This is a genomic window from Cryobacterium sp. TMT1-2-1 (assembly GCF_004403955.1).
GTDB lineage: Bacteria > Actinomycetota > Actinomycetes > Actinomycetales > Microbacteriaceae > Cryobacterium > Cryobacterium psychrotolerans.
Genome location: NZ_SOHC01000035.1, coordinates 1 through 17,989 on the forward strand (window position 1 = coordinate 1; position 17,989 = coordinate 17,989).

Consider the following 17,989-nt stretch of genomic DNA (forward strand, 5'->3'; position numbering starts at 1 on the left):
CGCGCCGCCTCGCGCGGGAGCTGCGCCGCTTCGCGCGTGGCCGAACTCCCGCGCAGCGGCGCACGTCCCGCGCCGCCCGCGCGACTGCGGCATCCGTTGCGCCCTGTTACGCGCCACCATGCCGGCCCCAGCCCCTTTCGGTACCGTGAGGCCATGGCAGATCGCGAGTACGGCTTCAAGACCAGGGCAATCCACGCCGGGAACATCCCCGATGCGGTGACCGGCGCCCGCGCGCTGCCGATCTACCAGACGAGCGCGTTCGTGTTCGACGACACCGCGGATGCCGCGGCCCGCTTCGCCCTGCAGAAGTACGGCAACATCTACTCGCGCCTGGCCAATCCCACCGTCGCCGCGTTCGAGGAACGCATCGCGAGCCTGGAGGGCGGCCTCGGCGCCGTCGCCACCGCGAGCGGCCTGTCCGCGCAGTACATCACCTTCGCGAGCCTCGCCGGTTCCGGCGACCACATCGTCTCGAGCGCGAACCTGTACGGCGGCTCGATCACCCAGCTCGACGTGACGCTGCGCCGCTTCGGCATCGACACGACGTTCGTGCAGGGCGCTGACCCGGCCGACTACGCGGCCGCGATCACCGACAAGACGAAGCTGATCTTCGCCGAGACCGTCGCGAACCCGTCCGGCGAGGTCGCCGACATCGAGGGGCTCGCCGAGGTAGCCCATGCCGCAGGCATCCCGCTGATCATCGACTCGACGATCGCGACGCCCTACCTGACCCGACCGTTCGAGTGGGGAGCCGACATCGTCATCCACTCGGCGACCAAGTTCCTCGGCGGGCACGGCACCACCCTCGGCGGCGTCGTCGTCGAGAGCGGCCGGTTCCACTGGCACAGCGATAAATACCCCCTGTTCGGCGACCCGGTGCCCAGCTACGGCGGCCTGCAGTGGTCGGGCAACTTCGGCGAATACGCGTTCCTCACCCGCCTCCGCGCCGAGCAGCTGCGCGACATCGGGCCGAGCCTCGCCCCGCACTCCGCGTTCCTGCTCGCCCAGGGCGTCGAGACGCTGCCGTTCCGCATGCAGGCGCACGTCGACAACGCCCGCACGGTCGCCGAATGGCTGGATGCCGACCCGCGGGTCGACCACGTCAACTGGGCCGGACTGCCGAGCCACCCGCACTACGAGCGCGGACTCAAGTACCTGCCCAAGGGTCCCGGCTCCGTGTTCAGCTTTGGCGTGAAGGGCGGCCGGGACGCCGGCCGCACGTTCATCGACTCGGTGAACCTGGCCAGCCACCTCGCCAACATCGGCGACGCGAAAACGCTCGTGATTCATCCGGCCTCCACCACGCACGCGCAGCTGAGCGAGCAGCAGCTCGCCGACGCGGGCGTGCAGCCCGGCGGGGTGCGGATCAGCGTGGGCATCGAAGACGTCGACGACATCATCTACGATCTGGACCAGGCCCTCGCGCAGGCCGTGGGAGGAAGCAAATGAGCACCGACACGACCGGCACCGTCACCGACACGGACACGGCGGCAGCCGCCCCGGCGACGGATGCCGCGCCCGCCGTCACCGAGACCGTGCAGTTGGCCAACGGCCTGAGCTGTGACGTGCCGGCCGGCTCGCCGCTGGCGAAGCTGCTGCACTCGCAGCGCACCTGGATCGGGCCCGACGCGAAGGCGCGGCTGAAGATCCTGCGCGCGGCGAAATCCGTCGCCATCGTCGGGGCGTCGCCGAACCCGGCCCGCTCGAGCTACTTCGTCGGCACCTACCTGCGGCAGTCGAGCGACTACCGTGTCTACTTCGTGAACCCCAACGCCGACACGATCCTCGGCCAGAAGGCCTATCCCGACCTCCCCTCCCTGCCCGAGGTGCCCGACATCGTCGTGGTCTTCCGGCGCGGCAGCGACATCCCGTCGGTCATCGACGACGTGCTCGCCATCCGCGCGCCGACGGTCTGGGTGCAGCTGGGCATCTGGAACCAGGATGCCGCGGAGTACGGCGAATCGAAGGGGCTCACGGTCGTGATGGACCGGTGCATCAAGATCGAGCACGCCCGCTTCAACGGAGGGCTGCACCTGCTCGGCTTCGACACCGGCCAGATCACCGCCCGCAAGACCATCCGCTAACCCGTCCCCACCCCCGCGAAACCGCAGTTGTGCGCGTTATATCGGCGGAATAACGCGCACAACTGCGGTTTCGCGGGGAGGAACGGGGCGAGAACACGCGATCCGCGCACGATTTATGCACGACAGTCCCCGTAACATGGGGGGCGTGACAGCGTACGTCTCGGCTCTCGACCTTTTCTCCATCGGCATCGGTCCATCCAGTTCCCACACGGTTGGCCCGATGAGGGCCGCCCTCACGTTTGCCGACAACCTCGCCGCGAGCGGTCACCTGCCGGAGGTGCGACGGATCACCTGCTCGCTCTACGGCTCGCTCGGCGCCACCGGTCTCGGCCACGGCACGCCCGACGCCGTCCTGGCCGGGCTCGCCGGCTTCCGGCCCGAAAGCTGCGATCCCGACGACGTGCGATTCGCCTGGTCGAAACTGCAGGACGGCGCCACCCTGCGCCTGCGCGGCACCCGAGAGATCCCGATCAGCAAGAGCGACGTGACCTTCGAGCCGCGCACCCGGCTGCCCGGCCACCCCAATGCTCTGACCATCCGGGCGTGGGGCGAATCGGATGCCCAGCCCCTGTTCGAGGAGACGTACTACTCGATCGGCGGCGGCTTCATCCGCCGCGACGGCGACCCCATCCGCCCCCCGGCGACCGTGGCGCAGCCCCTGCCCTACGCGTCGAGCGACGAACTGCTCGCCCTCTGCGACACGCACGACATCGGCATCTGCGACGTGGCCCGCGCCAACGAGGAAGCCATCCACGGCGCCGAGGGGCTCGACGCCGGACTCGACGCGATCTGGGACGCCATGCACACCTGCGTGGAGGCCGGACTGGCGGGCGACGGCACGCTCCCCGGCGGTCTCGGCGTGAAACGGCGGGCCGCCAAGGTTCGTATGCGCCTGGAGGAATATGACAGCCTCCCCCTGCGCGATCGCGACACCTCGACCGAGTGGCTGCACGCCTTCGCGCTCGCCGTCAACGAGGAGAACGCCGCCGGCGGCCGCGTCGTCACGGCCCCCACCAACGGCGCGGCCGGCATCATCCCCGCCGTCGGCCACTACTACCTGAAATTCGTTCCGGGGGCCGACGCCGAGGGCATCCGTCGCTACCTGCTCACGGCCGTCGCCATCGGTTCGCTGGTCAAGGCCAACGCCTCGATCTCCGGCGCGGAGGGCGGCTGCCAGGCCGAGGTCGGCTCCGCCTGCGCCATGGCCGCCGGCGCCCTGTGCGCCGTGCTCGGCGGCACCACCCGCCAGGTCGAGAACGCGGCAGAGATCGCCATGGAGCACCACCTGGGGCTCACCTGCGACCCGGTCGGCGGCCTCGTGCAGGTTCCCTGCATCGAACGCAACGCGATCGCGTCGTCGACGGCGGTGTCGGCCGCACGCCTCGCGCTGCACGGCGACGGCACGCACCTCGTCTCGCTCGACACGGTGATCGAAACCATGCGCCAGACCGGACTCGACATGATGACCAAGTACAAGGAGACCAGCGAAGGCGGACTCGCGGTCAACGTCATCGAGTGCTGACCGCCCCTCCGCGCCGAATTTGACTCTTGCGGTCGAGTTCGCCCCGCGCACCCGGTGAACTCGACCGGAACTGTGAAACTCGGCGCACACACCGGGCGTGAACGTGACGCGCGCCGTGCCGGCGCCCCCAACTGGGGCGGACTGGGGCGGACGCCGGCGGGACGGCGCGGCCTATACTGGCGGGACGTCGGCGCGCCAAAGCGCGCGGGCGCTCTCAGTCGAGAGGTATCCCGGGGGGGCCACAATCACCAGCCAGACATTCCTGCGCCGCGCCACGACCGGGGCGACCATCGCGGCGGCCGCCGCGGTCCTGCTGCTCGCCCTGGCCGGATGCGCCGCCGCACCGGCGCCGGTCGTGACGGTCACGGCGACGGTCACCCCGACCCCCGAGCCCACGCCCACACCGACTCCGACCGCGACCCCGACGCCGACGCCCGTCGCCGAGGCCCCGCTCGTGCCGAATCCGCAGGTGCCCACGCTGACGCCCAACGCCGAGCCGAAGCCCCTGCCCCAGGGCCCCGCCCAGGACCTCGGCTCCACGCCGGGAGCCCGCGGGACGACGACGGCATCCGGGGGCGGGGCCCTCCTCACCTACACGGTCGTCGAGGGCGATTCGTTCTTCGACATCGCGCAGCGGTTCAACGTGCCGGTGCAGATGATGCTGAAGATGAACCCGTCCGTGCCGGGGCTGGGCGAGAGCATCTACATCAAGCAGATCATCAATCTCGACTGGAAGGCCCAGCGGTAGCGCGGCCCACGGCGGGACGCGCCACGCGTTACCTCCTGTTGCGGCCGACCGGGCGGCGGCCGGGCCGCCCGGCTAGCGTTGCCGCATGTCCTCGCCAGTTCGTCCCTCCCCAGCCTTCCCCTCCCCCGCTACGTCCTCGCTCCTCGTCTCCACCCAGTGGCTCACCGACCACCAGGGGGCCGAAGACCTCGTGGTGCTCGACGCGACGGTCCTGCAGGTCTCCGCGCCCGGCGGCGGGCAGCGCTGGCTGAGCGGCTACGACCAGTACCTCGTCGTCGGCCACCTGCCCGGCGCGATCTTCGCGAACCTGCTCGACGTCTTCTCCGACCCCGACGGCGGCTTCGACTTCGCCCGCCCGAGCGCCGAGCAGTTCGAGCGTGCCGCGGCATCCGTCGGCATCGACAACCACACGAGGGTCATCGTCTACGACGGCTCGGTCGGCCAGTGGGCGTCGCGGATCTGGTGGCTGTTCCGCTCGTTCGGCTACGACAACGTCTCGGTGCTCGACGGCGGCCTCACTAAGTGGAAGGCGGAGCTGCGCCCCACCCGAACCGGCCACGTGGCCGCACGGGCCGGGCGCCGCTTCGAGGCCGTTGTGCGCCCCGAGCTGTGGGTCGATAAGGCGTTCGTCGAGTCGGTCCTGGCCGGCGACACGGATGCGTCCCTCGTCTGCTCGCTCCCGGCCGCCGAGTTCTCGGGCGAGGCCGGCGCGCGCCCGCGCCGGGGCCACATCCCGGGCAGCGTGAGCCTCCCCGCCGGCCGCCTCGTTGACCGGGCCACGAACGCGTTCCTCCGCGGCGACGAGCTGACGGCTCGCGTCGCCCCCGCTGCCGCGTCCGGCGGCCGGGTCGTCACCTACTGCGGCGCGGGGATCGCCGCCGCGGCGAGCGCCCTCGCGCTGACCCTGGCCGGGCACGGCGACGTCGCCATCTTCGACGGCTCCCTCAACGAATGGACCGCAGACGAGAATGCGCCCCTGGCCGTGACGGTGGCCTGACGGTTGCGGATGCCCGGCCGGCGGTTTCCGGGCTCACTCACCGATACCCAGCCGTCTTTCAGGCTCGTCATACGTCGTCGATAGCCGGTCCCTGCACGGTGGAGTCACGACAGAGTGCGCGCCCCGAATCCTCGAGGCCGCTGACGGAGGAGACACCAGATGAATAAGAGACAGAAGACCGCAATCGGCGCCTCGATCGCGGGCGCCATGCTGCTGGGCGGTGCGATCGGCGCGACAGCCCTCTCGTCGGCGTCCGCGGCCACGGACACCCCGAACGACACGTCGACGGCTGCGCCGGACGACCGCTCCGACTACGGCCCCGGCCACCATGACGGCACCGGGCCCGAGCGCGACGAAAGCGCCGGCGACCACCTCGGCCGGGACGGCACGGCCGAGGCTCTGCTCACCGGCGACACGGCCGCCAGGGTGACCGCCGCAGTCACCGCGAAATACCCGGATGCCGAGATCCAGCGGGTGGAGAACGACGCCGAGGGCGCCGCCTACGAGGCCCACATCATCCAGTCCGACGGGACCCGGGCGACCCTGAAGCTGGACAAGTCGTTCACCATCACGAGCACCGAAACCGGGCACGGTCCCGGGCACGGTCCCGGGCACGGTCCCGGGCACGGTCCCGGGCACGACGACGACACCGACGACGTGGACGACACGGCCGACACCGAATCCGGCAGCTGACGCCGACCGCCTGTCCGGCTGGAACGGCCGACACCCCTGGCCTGATCAGCCGGCCTGATCAGCCGGCCAGGCGGTGAACCCGTTCGATCACATCGATGACGTGCAGGGCGTCGCGGGGCTTGACCGGCACCGGCGCTCCCCGGAGCATCGCGTCGGCCAGCCCCGCGTAGAACGACGCGTAGCTGCCGCGCTCGGTCGGAACCCGGGCGAGGTCGCCGTCGCGCCCGAGCACGCCCCAGGTCGCTTCGGCGTCGAGGCCGAAGCCGTCGTCGGTGGGCAGTGCCCCCGCCTTCAGCGCGACCTCCTGCCCGTCCAGACCCCACTTGGTATAGCCGGCCGTGGAGCCGAGCACGTGGAACCGCGGCCCGACCTGCGCGGCCATGCCGTTCATCCACAGGTGTGAGTGCACGCCGGAGCCGTGGTGCAGGGCGACGAACGTGTCGTCGTCGGCGGCGCCTCCCGTGCGCCGGGTGAGAACTTCGGCATAGACATCGTCGACGGGGCCGAACAGCAGCATGGCCTGGTCGATGAGGTGCGCGCCCAGGTCGTAGAGCACGCCGCCACCCTCGGCCGCCGTTGCCGTGGCCTTCCACGATTTGGCCTGTTCGGGCTTCCACCATTCGAACCGTGACTCGAACCGTCGAACCGTGCCCAGGGCCCCGTCGGCAAGGAGCGAACGCAGGGTGAGGAAGTCGCCGTCCCAGCGCCGGTTCTGGAAGACGGTCAGCAGCAGCCCCAGCCGTTCGGCCTTCTCGATCACGCCGCGTCCCTGCTCAGGGGTCACTGAGAAGGGCTTGTCCACGACCACGGCCACGCCGGCATCGAGGGCTGCGTGGGCCAGGTCGACGTGGGTCCCCGAGGGCGAACCGATCACGACGAGGTCGAGGTCGTCGACCCGGTTGAGCAGGTCGTCGGCGGTGGCCAGGACCTCGGCATCCGGGTAGAGGTGGATCGCCTGCATCCGCCGCTCCGGGTTCGCGGTCACGATCAGGTCGAGGGAGTACTCGGGGTTGGCGGAGACGAACGGGGCGTGGAAGATCCGCCCCGAGGTTCCGAAGCCGATGATTCCGGTGCGGATCGGGGCCGTGACGACTGTGGGCTCTGGCATGCCTCCAACGTACCCGCCAGGTTCCCACGGGCGAGGGGCACGGGGTACGAGTATGGCCGGATGACCCCGCCCAATGTGCACCGCGACCGCAGGTTCCTCTGGCTCTGGGGTGCCGAGGGCATCAGCGTGCTGGGGGTGCAGTTCACTTCGCTGGCCCTGCCCTTTCTGGCGGTCACCCTGCTCGGCGCGGTCGAGTGGGAGATGGGTGTGCTGAACGCGGCGAGCACGGCGGCCTTTCTCGTCGTCGGGCTGCCCGCGGGCGCGTGGGTCGACCGGTGGCTCAAGCGCCGCGTCATGATCGCCGCCGACCTCGTCCGGGCGGTCACCCTGGCCGCCATCCCGCTGCTCTGGGTCGCCGGCGCGCTCGAAATCTGGCACCTGTACCTGGTCGCTGCCGTGATGGGTGCGGCCACCGTCTTCTTCGACGTGTCGTACCAGAGCTACATCCCCATCCTCGTGCGATCGGAGCAGGTCGGACAGGCGAACTCGACCCTCGAGGCGACCTCGCAGGTCTCCCGCATCGCCGGTCCCGGCCTCGCCGGCGCACTCCTCACGGTCGTCAGCGCCCCCGTCCTCCTGGTCATCGATGCGGTCTCCTACCTGGTCTCGGCCGTCATGCTGGGGCGCATCCGTGACGACGAGGTTCCCGCGGACCGCACGCAACGCCAGTCGTTGCCGCGGGAGATCGCGGAGGGCGTGCGGTTCGTCTGGGGCCAGCCGCTGATCCGCAGCATCGCCGCGACGACGGCGAGTTCCAATTTCTTCGCCACCCTGGCCCTCACTCTGTTGCCGCTGTACGTGCTGCGCGACCTGGACCTGGGCGCGGCCGGCCTCGGCATCATGTTCTCGTTCGGCGCGGTGGGCGGCCTCCTCGGCGCCCTGGCCACTCCGCGGCTTGCCGCCTGGGTGGGCGAGGGCACGATCATCACCGTGGCCGCCCTGCTCGGCGCCGTCGTGTTCGCGCTCTTCCCGCTCGCCTCGTTCCTGCCGGCGCCGGCCTCCCTGGCCGTGCTCGTCGCCGCCGAATTCGTGATCGCGTTCACCGTGCTGGTCTACAACATCACCCAGGTGACCCTCCGCCAGCGCCTCTGCCCGCCGCGGCTCCTCGGCCGGATGAACGCGTCGATCCGGTTCTTCGTCTGGGGCGTCATGCCCATCGCCTCTCTGCTGAGCGGCGCCCTCGGCGGATACATCGGCATCGTCGCCACGATGTGGATCGCGCTCGCCGGTTCGCTGCTGAGCTGCTCGTTCGTGGCGTTCTCCCCGCTCACCGGGATGCGCCGGCTGCCGACCGCACCCGAGGCCCCCGCCACCGCCGAGGAGCCTGCGCCCCGCTGACCGAGCGGCCGCTAGAGCCGGTTCACCCCGGTCACCCGGATGACGGCGAAGCCCTGCTCGTCGGAGTCGGCGAGGTCGACCGTCGCGCTGATCCCCCAGTCGTGGTCACCGGCCGGGTCATCCAGGATCTGCCTGGCAGTCCAGACGGATGCTCCCTCGTCGAGGATGAGCAGGCCCGAGCCGCGCGCGTTCGCGCCGGTGAGCACCTCGTCGTGTTCGGCGAAGTAGCCGTCCATGGCGTCGGCCCAGGTGTCGGCGGGGAAGCCGTGTGCGCCGTCGAGGTCGCCGAGCTCGTCGTAGTGCTCGAGTGCGGCCAGCTGCACCCGGCGGAACAGCTCGTTGCGCACGAGGATCCGGAAGGCCCGCACGTTGGTGGTGAGCCGGTGCGGCGCCGGCGGCACGACCGCGTGGGCGTTCGCCTCGTGCGCGGCCAGGTTGGGGTGGATGAGCTCCTCCCACTCGTCGAGCAGGCTCGAGTCGACCTGGCGCACGAGCTCGCCGAGCCACTCGATCAGGTCGAGCAGGTCCTCGGTCTTGGCCTCGTCGGGGATCGTCTGCCGGGCCGCGCGGTAGGCATCGGAGAGGTAGCGCAGCACGACGCCCTCGCTGCGGGCGAGCTTGTAGAAGGCGATGAACTCGCCGAATGACATGGCCCGCTCGTACATGTCGCGCACGACGGTCTTGGGGCTGAGCGCGAAGTCGGCGATCCACGGCTGCGACTGCTTGTACGTCTCGAAGGCGTAGCCGAGCAGTTCCTCGAGCGGCTTGGGGTAGGTGATCTCCTCGAGCAGCTCCATCCGCTGGTCGTACTCGATGCCCTCGCGTTTCATCGCGGCCACGGCCTCGCCGCGCGCCGCGAACTGCTGGCCGCTGAGCACCGGACGCGGGTCGTCCAGGGTCGCCTCGACGATCGAAATCATGTCGAGCGAGTAGGTCGGCGCCTCCTGGTCGAGCAGGTCGAAGGCGGCGAGCGCGAAGGGCGACAGGGGCTGGTTGAGCGCGAAGTTCGCCTGCAGGTCGACGGTGAGGCGGATCTCGCCGTTCGCGCCCTGCTGCACGATCCCGGCCTGCCGGAGCGTCTTGTAGATCCCCAGCGCCCGCCGGGCCAGGGCGAGCTGCCGCTTCCACGGTTCGTGGTTGTCGAACACGAGCGCGTGCACGTTCGCGAACGCGTCGCCGCCGCGAGCGATCACGTTGATCAGCATGGCCGCGGTCATCTGCATGCTCGAGGTGAGGGTTTCCGGCTCGGCGTCGACGAGCCTCCGGAACGACGGTTCGCCCCAGGACACGAATCCCTCCGGCGCCTTCTTGCGGATGATCTTGCGCTTCTTCTTGGGGTCGTCGCCGGCCTTCTCCACGGCCTTGAGGTTCTCGGTCTCGTGGTCGGGCGCCTGCACGACCACGGTCCCGGCCGTGTCGTAGCCGGCCCGGCCCGCCCGGCCGGCGATCTGGTGGAACTCGCGGGCGTTGAGCTGGCGCATCCGGATGCCGTCGTACTTGGTCAGCGCCGTGAACAGCACCGTGCGGATGGGCACGTTGATGCCGACGCCGAGCGTGTCGGTGCCGCAGATCACCCGGAGCAGCCCGCGCTGGGCGAGCTGCTCGACCAGCCGCCGGTACTTGGGCAGCATGCCGGCGTGGTGCACGCCGATGCCCATCCGGATGAACCGGGACAGGGTCTTGCCGAAGCTGGTCGTGAACCGGAACTCGCCGATCAGCTCCGCGATCGCGTCCTTCTGCTCCTTCGTGGCCACCTTGACGCTGCTCAGCGCCTGTGCGCGTTCCAGGGCCGCCGCCTGGGAGAAGTGCACGATGTAGACGGGGGCCTGGCCGGTCTTGAGCAGGTCCTCGACGCTCTCGTGCACGGGGGTGGTTTCGTAATAGAAGTGCAGCGGCACGGGCCGTTCGACGCCGGTGACGACGGCGGTGGCGCGTCCGGTGCGCCGGCTGAGGTCGTCGGCGATGTCGGTCACGTCGCCGAGCGTGGCCGACATGAGGATGAACTGCACCCGCGGCAGCAGAAGCAGCGGCACCTGCCAGGCCCAGCCGCGGTCGGGTTCGGAGTAGAAGTGGAACTCGTCCATCACGACCTGGTCGACCTGGGTGTCCTCGCCGCCGCGGAGGGCCAGGTTGGCGAGGATCTCCGCCGTGCAGCAGATGATCGGGGCATCCGAGTTGACCGAGGAGTCGCCCGTCATCATGCCCACGTTTTCGGCGCCGAAGATCTCGACCAGGGCGAAGAACTTCTCGCTCACCAGGGCCTTGATCGGCGCCGTGTAGAAGCTGCGCTTTCCGGCCGAGAGGGCCGCGAAGTGGGCGCCGACGGCCACGAGCGATTTGCCGGTGCCGGTGGGGGTGCTCAGGATGAGGTTCACGCCGGAGACGATCTCGATCAGCGCCTCCTCCTGCGCCGGGTACAGCGCCAGGCCCTGCTGCCCGGCCCACAGTTCGAACGCCTCGAACAGAACATCGGGGTCGGTGACGTGAGGGAGGGCGGTGAGGGTTGCCATGATCCTTCGATCCTGCCCTATCCCGCCCGTCATTCCTCACACCGGTGATTCCGGACCGGTGGGAGAATGGCTCATGGCCGAATCACGGTTCGCGGTTTCCGCGCTGGCGCACTTCGAGACGCTCCTTCGCCGGGAGCGGCTGGACACCGCGGCCGACCTCGACCGGCTGACCGGTTCGCTCGGTGAGGTGCGCGAGGCCAGGAGCGACGCATCCGCGGACGACGAGCACGACCCGGACGGCCCCACCCTGTCTGCCGAGTGGTCGACGTTGTCGGGCGTGCACAGCGAGCTCGCGGAGCGCCTGGCGGGGATCGACCGGGCGCTGCAGCGCATCGCGGATGGAACCTACGGCGTCTGCCTGCGCCGCGGCGAACCGATCGGCCGCGCCCGGCTGGAGGCCCGCCCCGCGGCCGCACTGTGCATCGCCTGCGCGCGGGAACTCGAAACGGCACGGACTGCCTGACCCCATTTCAGGCAAACGCCCCGAGCTCCTCGACAGCGACATGGCGAGCGCGTGGCCGCCATGTCCGAAGAAGGAGTCCCGATGGGTATTGACCACTACCACGAGCCGGCCGGGGAGCTGTCCGCCGAGACGCGGACCTTCGCCCGGATGTGCGCGAACCTCACCGAGGAGGCCGAGGCGATCGGCTGGTACGAGCAGAGGATTTCGCTCGATCCGGATGCGACGGCGCGCGCGATCATGACCGACTCTCTGGGTGAGGAGTTCAAGCACTTCAGCATGGGCCTGGAGTTCCTGCTGCGAACGTGCACCTGTACCTCCAGGAGAGCTTCAGCTTCCGTGTGGCCACGCCGGAAGCCGCAATCGCGCTGGCCCGCCGGAAGCCCTAGCGCCGGTCCGGGCGCCGAGAGTCGCCGTTTCCGCCGAGACTCGCCGTTGCAGCGGCGACTCTCGGCAGGAACGGGGACTTTCGGCAGCTGCTCGCTCAGCGGGAAACTCTGCGGCGGTGATCCTATGCTGGGCGCATGGCCTCCCGCGAAGCCCCCTCCCAGCAGCCTGGCCCCACGCCGCAGCCTGGCCCCACGCCGCCACACCCCACGCCGCTTCGACCGTGGCGGCGCCCGGCCCTGGCCGGCGTCGCCGCCGCGCTCGCCGGGCTCGGCCTCGCCGAGCTGACTGCGGGCCTGTTCGCCCCGAATGCCGGCCCGATCCTGGTGATCGGCGCGCTCATCATCGACCTCTCCCCGGCCTGGCTGAAGGACCTCGTGATCAGCCTGTTCGGCACGGCCGACAAGGCCGTGCTCATCGCTTGCGTCGGGCTCGCCGCCGCCCTGCTCTCCGCCGTCGCCGGCGTGCTGGAGTTCCGCCGTCCTCCGGCCGGCCGCGTCATCGCCATCGTGTTCGGCAGCCTCGCGGTGTTCGCCGCGGTGACCCGGGCGAACGCGACGGCCATCGACGCACTGCCCTCGGTCGTCGCGATGGTCATCACGGCCGTACTCATCACGGTATTCGCGACGAAGTTCCGTGGCCGCGCGCCGGCGGAGGCAGACCAGGCCGCGGGGGCAATCGACCGGCGACGCTTCCTCGCCTGGACCGGGGTAAGCGCCGGCGTGGGCATCCTCGCGGCCGTCGGCGGTCAACTGCTCCAGGCCGGGGCGAGGGCCGCGGATGCCGCTCGGGCCCGGCTCACCCTGCCCGCGCCCGCGGTGCCGGCGGCACCGATCCCGCCTGGCGCATCCGTCGACGTCCCCGGCCTGGCGCCGCTGATCACCCCCAACGACGCCTTCTACCGCATCGACACGGCGCTGCGGGTGCCACGGATCGATGCGTCCCAGTGGACGCTGAAGGTCACCGGAATGGTCGAGAACGAGATCGAAATCGACTTCGTCGAGCTGCTCGCGCTGCCGCTCGAGGAGAGCACGACGACGCTCGCCTGTGTGTCGAACGAGGTCGGCGGCGACCTGATCGGAAACGCAACCTGGCTCGGCTACCCGATCCGGAAGCTGCTCGCCAGGGCCAGGCCGACCAGCGACGCCGACATGGTGCTCTCCCGCAGCCAGGACGGCTGGACGGCGAGCACACCGCTCGACGCCCTCACCGACGACCGCAACGCGATCCTCGCCGTGGGGATGAACGGGGTCGCCCTGCCGCTGGAGCACGGCTACCCGGTGCGGATGGTCGTGCCCGGCCTCTACGGCTACGTCTCGGCCACGAAATGGGTGGTCGAGCTGAAGCTCACCCGGTTCGACCGGGAGGTGGCCTACTGGTCCACGCGCGGCTGGTCGGAGCGCGGGCCGATCAAGCTTTCCTCGCGCATCGACGTGCCCCGGGAGGGCGCCCCGGTGGCGTCCGGACCGGTCACCGTCGCCGGTGTCGCCTGGGCGCAGCACACGGGCATCCGGGCGGTTGAGGTGCAGGTGGATGACGGCGATTGGAACACCGCGACCCTCGCCGATGCGATCTCGGCCGACACCTGGCGGCAGTGGAAGTGGAGCTGGGATGCCCCGGCGGGCGAGCACACGCTGCGGGTGCGGGCGACGGATGCCGACGGCCTCGTGCAGACGTCGGCCCGCCGCGCTGTGGCCCCCGACGGCGCGACCGGCCTGCACGACATCACCGTGCGCGTCGGCTGACCGATCGCCCGGCACCTGTTCCCAAAGCGGACGACTCCGACTTTGTCACGTGCGGTCGAGTTTGCCCGGCACACCCGGGCAACTCGACCGGAACGGTCACACTCGGTCGCCGGTGTCCGGGCCGCCGTCGTCCGCTGCGGCCACAGGTGGCGGGTCAGGCCGCGGCGGTCAGGTGCACCTCGACGGCCTTGACACTGAGCCAGACCTGGTCGCCCGGCCGCAGCCTGAGCTCGCCCATCGCCGCGGGGGTGACGTCGGCGAGCACCGTGTGACCGCCGAGTTCGGTCAGGCAGCGGATGCGCACGATCGCCGCGTGCTGCTCGATCCCGGCGACGCGCGCCGCCCACACGTTCCGGGGCGAGCCCGCCCCCGGCCGCGCGCTGTGCACGAAGACCGCGGAGGGAGAGAACACGGCCGCGGGAGTCGACTGGCCGGGCCCGGACTCCGCGGAGCCGGGCGCGAGCATCCCCGCGGCGGAAGGCTCGTCGGCACTCGACACCTCGAGCCCGCCGGCCAGGGTCAGCGCGGAGCCGCCCCCCGCCAGCCCCCGCAGGCTCGCGGCCCGAAGCAGGTTCTGGCCGACCAGGCGGGCGACGTAATCGGTGCGGGGAGCGCGGGAGACCTCCTGCGGCGTGCCGCGCTGGGTCACCACGCCGGCCTCGAGCACGATGATCTCGTCGGCGAGGATCAGGGCGTCGAGCGGGTCGTGGGTCACCAGCACGGTGGCTCCGCCGAATTCGCGGAGATAGCCGGAGAGGTCCGCGCGGACGTCCATCCGAGTGGCCGCGTCGAGGGCGGCGAGCGGCTCGTCGAGCAGCAGCACGGAGGGTTCGAGCACGAGCGCCCGGGCCAGGGCCGCCCGCTGGGACTGCCCGCCCGACAGCGCCGCCGGCCGCGCCCCGGCCCGGTCGCCGATCCCGACCCGGGTCAGCCAGGCCTGGCTGCGCTCCCTCGCCTCCCGTGCGGGCACGCCGTGGGCACGCGGACCGAATGCCACGTTGTCGAGGGCGCTCAGGTGCGGGAACAACAGGTAGTCCTGGAACACGACGCCGATCCCGCGCGCCTGCGGTTCCAGGTGGATGCCCGCGGCCGGGTCATCGAGGATCCGGTCTCCGACCCGCACCCGGCCCGCGTTCGGCACGATCAGCCCGGCGAGCGCCCGAAGGAGCGTGGTCTTGCCCGCGCCGTTCGGGCCGAGCACGGCGAGGACTCCCCCGGACGGCACCGTGAGGCGAACGTCCAGCCGGAACCCGTCCCGTTCGACCAGGACCAGCGCCTCGAGCGCCGCCTGCCCGGCCCGGTCCGGGGCTCTCATGTGCCGACCCCGATCCACCGGTCGCGGAGGCTCACCAGCACGACCAGGGAGACGGCCAGCAGCAGGAGCGAGAGCACGATGGCGCCGTCCGGATTCGACTGAAGCGCGAGGTAGGCCGAGATCGGCATGGTCTGGGTGACACCGGGGAAGCTGCCGGCGAAGGTGATCGTGGCTCCGAACTCTCCGAGCGCGCGGGCGAAGCAGAGCACGGCGCCGGCGCTCACGCCGGGGGCAACGAGCGGGAGCGTCACCCGGCGGAAGATCAGCCAGCGGGATGCGCCGAGGGTCGCGGCGGCATCCTCGTAGCGTCGGTCGGCGCCGCGGAGCGCTCCCTCGACCGCGAGAACGAGGAAGGGCATCGCGACGAAGGTCTGCGCCAGTACGACGGCGGTCGTCGTGAACGGGATGGATACGCCGAACCAGTCGTAGAGATATTGTCCGGCCAGTCCGCGCCGGCCGAGGAGCAGCAGCAGGGCGACCCCGCCGACGACGGGCGGGAGCACGAGCGGTACGAGCACGAGGGCGCGCAGCACCCGCCGGAAGATCGGGCTGGCCCAGTCGGAGGAGCGAACGAGCACCCAGGCGAGCGGAACTCCGAAGAGCACGCACAGCGCCGTCGCGGCGAGCGCGCTGAGCAGCGAGAGCCGGAGGGCATCCCCGACTTCAGGCGTGAACAGCTGCTCCGGGATGCTGCCCCATGGAGCCTTCGCGAGGAGGGCGACCAGCGGCAGCACGAGAAATGCGATCGCGATGACCGCGGGGACCCAGAGCGCGCCCGGCACTCCGCCACCCCGCCGGTCGCCGGCGCGTCCGGCGGCACGCGCCGCCGCCCTGTCGTCCGCCCGGACCTCGTACCCGACCACGTCCCGCCCCGCCCGTCTGCCGCTCCAGCTCGGCCGGAAGGCCGGCACACGCTCATTCTAGGAGCAGGGCGCGCGCGCCGCCGGAGGCGCGGAACCGCCGGGCGTCGGCGTCAGCCGGCTTCGGCGTCGGCGGTTGCGCGTCGGGCGTGTGCACCCGACCGGGCCTACCCGACCCCGAATCCCGCTGCGGCCAGCGCCGCCCTCCCGGTGCCGGACAGCACGAAGTCCAAAAACGCTTCAGCCGCCCCCGGATTCGGCGCGTCCCCGAGCGTCGCGATCGGATACTCGGTGACCGCCTCGTCCGCCCCCGGGAAGTCGATCCCGTCGACCGCGCCGCCGGCGGCCAGGACATCGGTGCGGTACACGAGCGCGCAATCGACCTCGTCACGCTCCACCTTGACGAGCGCCGCCTTCACGTCCTGCTCGAGGGTGTCGGGGGCCGGGGTGATCCCGGCGTAGGCGAACACCCGGGCGGAGAGCATCCCGCAGGGAGCTTCGGGCGCGCAGAGGGCGACGGTCAGGTCGCGGCGGGCGAAGTCGGCCAAACCGGTGACCCCGGCCGGGTTGCCGGCCGGCACGGCGATCCGGAGGCTGTTGCGGGCGAAGACCGCGGCCTCTCCCCGCACCAGCCCCGCGTCGCTCACGACGCCCATGGCCGCCTCATTGGCGGCGGCGAAGACATCCGCCGGGGCGCCGGCGGTGAGCTGCTGCGCGAGGGCCGCGCTGCTGCCGAGGTTGACGGTGACCGCTGTGCCCGGATGCGCGGCCTCGAACTCGTCGGCGAGGTCGGTGAACGCCTCGGTCAGCGACGCGGCCGCGAAAACGACGACCGTGCCGGTGACCGCATCCGGGTCGGGGCCGGCGGGAGCCGCCGAGGCGCAGGAGGCCAGCAGCACGAGCCCCGCGCAGGCCACGGCCGCTGACCGAATCTGGAATCCCGGCACGTTGTCCCTCCCGTCTCCGCGCCCTTGACGGCATCGACAGGCTTATTCTAGGCAGCATGATCATGTTCGACGGGCTGGCTGAACCGGGCGGCGCGCTGTCCCCCGACCGCGTGGCGCGCTACTCCCGCACGATTTCCCTGCCCGGCTTCGGCCTGGCCGCCCAGGGCCGGCTCGCTTCCGCCCGGGTGCTCGTCGTCGGCGCCGGCGGGCTGGGCAGCGCAAGCATCCCGGGCCTGGCCGCGGCCGGCTTCGGAACCATCGGGATCATCGACGCCGACACCGTGGAAGCCAGCAACCTGCCCCGGCAGACGATCCACGGCATCGGGGACGTCGGCCGCAGCAAGGTCGCGTCGGCGCTGGAGACCGTGGCCGCGCTCGACCCGGCCGTGCGCGCGGTCGGCTACGACACCATGCTCACCGCTGCGAACGCGCTGGAGATCATGAGCGGCTACGACCTCGTGCTCGACGGCAGCGACAACTTCGCCACGCGCTACCTCACCAACGACGCCGCCCTCCTGAGCGGCATTCCCGTCGTCTGGGGCGCAGTGCACCAGTTCGGCGGGCAGGCCGGCGTGAGCTGGGCCGCCCGCGGGCCGCACTACCGCGACCTGTTCCCCGAGCCGCCGGCACCGGGAACGGTGCCCTCCTGCGCCGAGGCCGGCGCCCTGCCGCCGGTCTGCGCGGTCATCGGGGCCCTCATGGTGGCCGAGGCGATCAAGCTCGTCAGCGGCGTCGGCGACCCGCTGCTCGGCCGGGTCACGATCTATGACAGCCTGCGCGCAACGTTCCGGGAGGTCGGCTACGCGAGCGACCCGGAGGGCACTCCCGTCACCGGGCTGATCGACTACGAGGCCTTCTGCGGCACGGCCACGGCCACGGATGCCGACACCGGCTCGGGCACGGCCGCCCCGGCCGGCATCGCCATGCGTGACATCGACGCGCGGGAGCTTTCCGAGCTCCTCGCTGCGGGCTCGCCACTGCGCCTGGTCGATGTGCGGGAGCCCTGGGAGGCGGAGGTGTCCCGCCTCCCCGGCTCGCAGCTGCTGCCGCTCGGCGACCTGGAGCGGGACCCGCAGGCCGCCGTGGACGCGCTGCAGGGAGGCCCGCCCGTCGTCGTCTACTGCCACCACGGGCCGCGTTCCGACCGGGCCAGGGCCATCCTCGAGCGTGGCGGTCTGGTCGGCGTGCGCTCCCTGCAGGGCGGCATCGACGACTGGGCGGCCACCATCGACCTCGCGCTCAGGCGATACTGAACGGATGACCGCAAGGTCGAAC

Annotated in this window: 16 protein-coding genes; 10 read left to right on the top strand and 6 right to left on the bottom strand. The window is 71.4% G+C overall.

Annotated elements, in window-relative coordinates:
• The first annotated feature begins 153 nt into the window (after positions 1-153).
• The 6 genes from E3T33_RS06545 to E3T33_RS06570 all read left to right on the top strand — a co-directional run bounded on the left by E3T33_RS06545 (position 154) and on the right by E3T33_RS06570 (position 6,044).
• The gene (locus tag E3T33_RS06545) at positions 154-1,449 is read left to right on the top strand and encodes an O-acetylhomoserine aminocarboxypropyltransferase/cysteine synthase family protein (RefSeq protein ID WP_092321214.1); all 1,296 of its coding nucleotides are present in this window, start codon (positions 154-156) and stop codon (positions 1,447-1,449) included.
• A 134-nt stretch (positions 1,450-1,583) separates the two neighbouring features.
• The gene (locus E3T33_RS06550; protein WP_241982852.1) at positions 1,584-2,084 is read left to right on the top strand and encodes a CoA-binding protein; all 501 of its coding nucleotides are present in this window, start codon (positions 1,584-1,586) and stop codon (positions 2,082-2,084) included.
• Positions 2,085-2,229: 145 nt separating this feature from the next.
• Positions 2,230-3,606, top strand: a complete 1,377-nt coding sequence (locus E3T33_RS06555) for an L-serine ammonia-lyase (RefSeq protein ID WP_092321335.1) — start codon at positions 2,230-2,232, stop codon at positions 3,604-3,606.
• 97 nt (positions 3,607-3,703) lie between these two features.
• Positions 3,704-4,354 (top strand): LysM domain-containing protein, encoded by a 651-nt coding sequence (locus tag E3T33_RS06560; RefSeq protein ID WP_134574985.1) that lies wholly within the window; start codon positions 3,704-3,706, stop codon positions 4,352-4,354.
• Between the two features lie 85 nt (positions 4,355-4,439).
• Complete coding sequence (locus E3T33_RS06565) at positions 4,440-5,351, top strand: rhodanese-like domain-containing protein (RefSeq protein ID WP_092321211.1); 912 nt, start codon at positions 4,440-4,442, stop codon at positions 5,349-5,351.
• Positions 5,352-5,510: 159 nt separating this feature from the next.
• Entirely contained in the window at positions 5,511-6,044 is a 534-nt protein-coding gene (locus E3T33_RS06570; protein WP_134574986.1) for a hypothetical protein, read from the top strand.
• A 58-nt stretch (positions 6,045-6,102) separates the two neighbouring features.
• Here the strand turns inward: E3T33_RS06570 and E3T33_RS06575 are convergent, their stop codons facing one another.
• On the bottom strand, positions 6,103-7,152 hold the full coding sequence (locus E3T33_RS06575) for a Gfo/Idh/MocA family oxidoreductase (protein WP_092321210.1): 1,050 nt from the start codon (positions 7,150-7,152) through the stop codon (positions 6,103-6,105).
• A 60-nt stretch (positions 7,153-7,212) separates the two neighbouring features.
• Here E3T33_RS06575 and E3T33_RS06580 point away from each other — a divergent pair, with 60 nt between their 5' ends.
• Positions 7,213-8,490, top strand: coding sequence for an MFS transporter (locus E3T33_RS06580; protein ID WP_092321209.1), 1,278 nt, complete (start codon positions 7,213-7,215; stop codon positions 8,488-8,490).
• An 11-nt stretch (positions 8,491-8,501) separates the two neighbouring features.
• Here the strand turns inward: E3T33_RS06580 and E3T33_RS06585 are convergent, their stop codons facing one another.
• The gene (locus E3T33_RS06585) at positions 8,502-11,000 is read right to left on the bottom strand and encodes a DEAD/DEAH box helicase (RefSeq protein WP_092321208.1); all 2,499 of its coding nucleotides are present in this window, start codon (positions 10,998-11,000) and stop codon (positions 8,502-8,504) included.
• Between the two features lie 73 nt (positions 11,001-11,073).
• On the opposite strand from E3T33_RS06585, the gene E3T33_RS06590 reads away from it, so the two are divergent.
• The gene (locus E3T33_RS06590) at positions 11,074-11,463 is read left to right on the top strand and encodes a TraR/DksA C4-type zinc finger protein (RefSeq protein WP_166784423.1); all 390 of its coding nucleotides are present in this window, start codon (positions 11,074-11,076) and stop codon (positions 11,461-11,463) included.
• Positions 11,464-11,558: 95 nt separating this feature from the next.
• Here the strand turns inward: E3T33_RS06590 and E3T33_RS15210 are convergent, their stop codons facing one another.
• Positions 11,559-11,702, bottom strand: coding sequence for a hypothetical protein (locus E3T33_RS15210; protein WP_166784424.1), 144 nt, complete (start codon positions 11,700-11,702; stop codon positions 11,559-11,561).
• A 282-nt stretch (positions 11,703-11,984) separates the two neighbouring features.
• Here E3T33_RS15210 and E3T33_RS06600 point away from each other — a divergent pair, with 282 nt between their 5' ends.
• A complete protein-coding gene (locus E3T33_RS06600) occupies positions 11,985-13,592 on the top strand; it encodes a molybdopterin-dependent oxidoreductase (RefSeq protein ID WP_134574988.1) in 1,608 nt (535 codons plus the stop codon).
• A 154-nt stretch (positions 13,593-13,746) separates the two neighbouring features.
• Here E3T33_RS06600 and E3T33_RS06605 read toward each other — a convergent pair whose 3' ends face one another.
• The 3 genes from E3T33_RS06605 to modA form a co-directional block, all read right to left on the bottom strand.
• Complete coding sequence (locus E3T33_RS06605) at positions 13,747-14,907, bottom strand: ABC transporter ATP-binding protein (protein ID WP_092321205.1); 1,161 nt, start codon at positions 14,905-14,907, stop codon at positions 13,747-13,749.
• A complete protein-coding gene (locus tag E3T33_RS06610) occupies positions 14,904-15,689 on the bottom strand; it encodes an ABC transporter permease (protein WP_241976980.1) in 786 nt (261 codons plus the stop codon). The genes E3T33_RS06605 and E3T33_RS06610 overlap by 4 nt, the downstream gene beginning before the upstream one ends.
• Positions 15,690-15,934: 245 nt before the next feature.
• Positions 15,935-16,714, bottom strand: coding sequence for a molybdate ABC transporter substrate-binding protein (gene modA / locus E3T33_RS06615; protein WP_198417118.1), 780 nt, complete (start codon positions 16,712-16,714; stop codon positions 15,935-15,937).
• 56 nt (positions 16,715-16,770) lie between these two features.
• Between modA and E3T33_RS06620 the strand changes: the two genes are divergently transcribed.
• Positions 16,771-17,967 carry a ThiF family adenylyltransferase gene (locus E3T33_RS06620; RefSeq protein ID WP_241976976.1) on the top strand — a complete coding sequence of 399 codons (1,197 nt, stop codon included), beginning with the start codon at positions 16,771-16,773 and terminating at the stop codon, positions 17,965-17,967.
• Positions 17,968-17,989 lie beyond the last annotated feature (22 nt).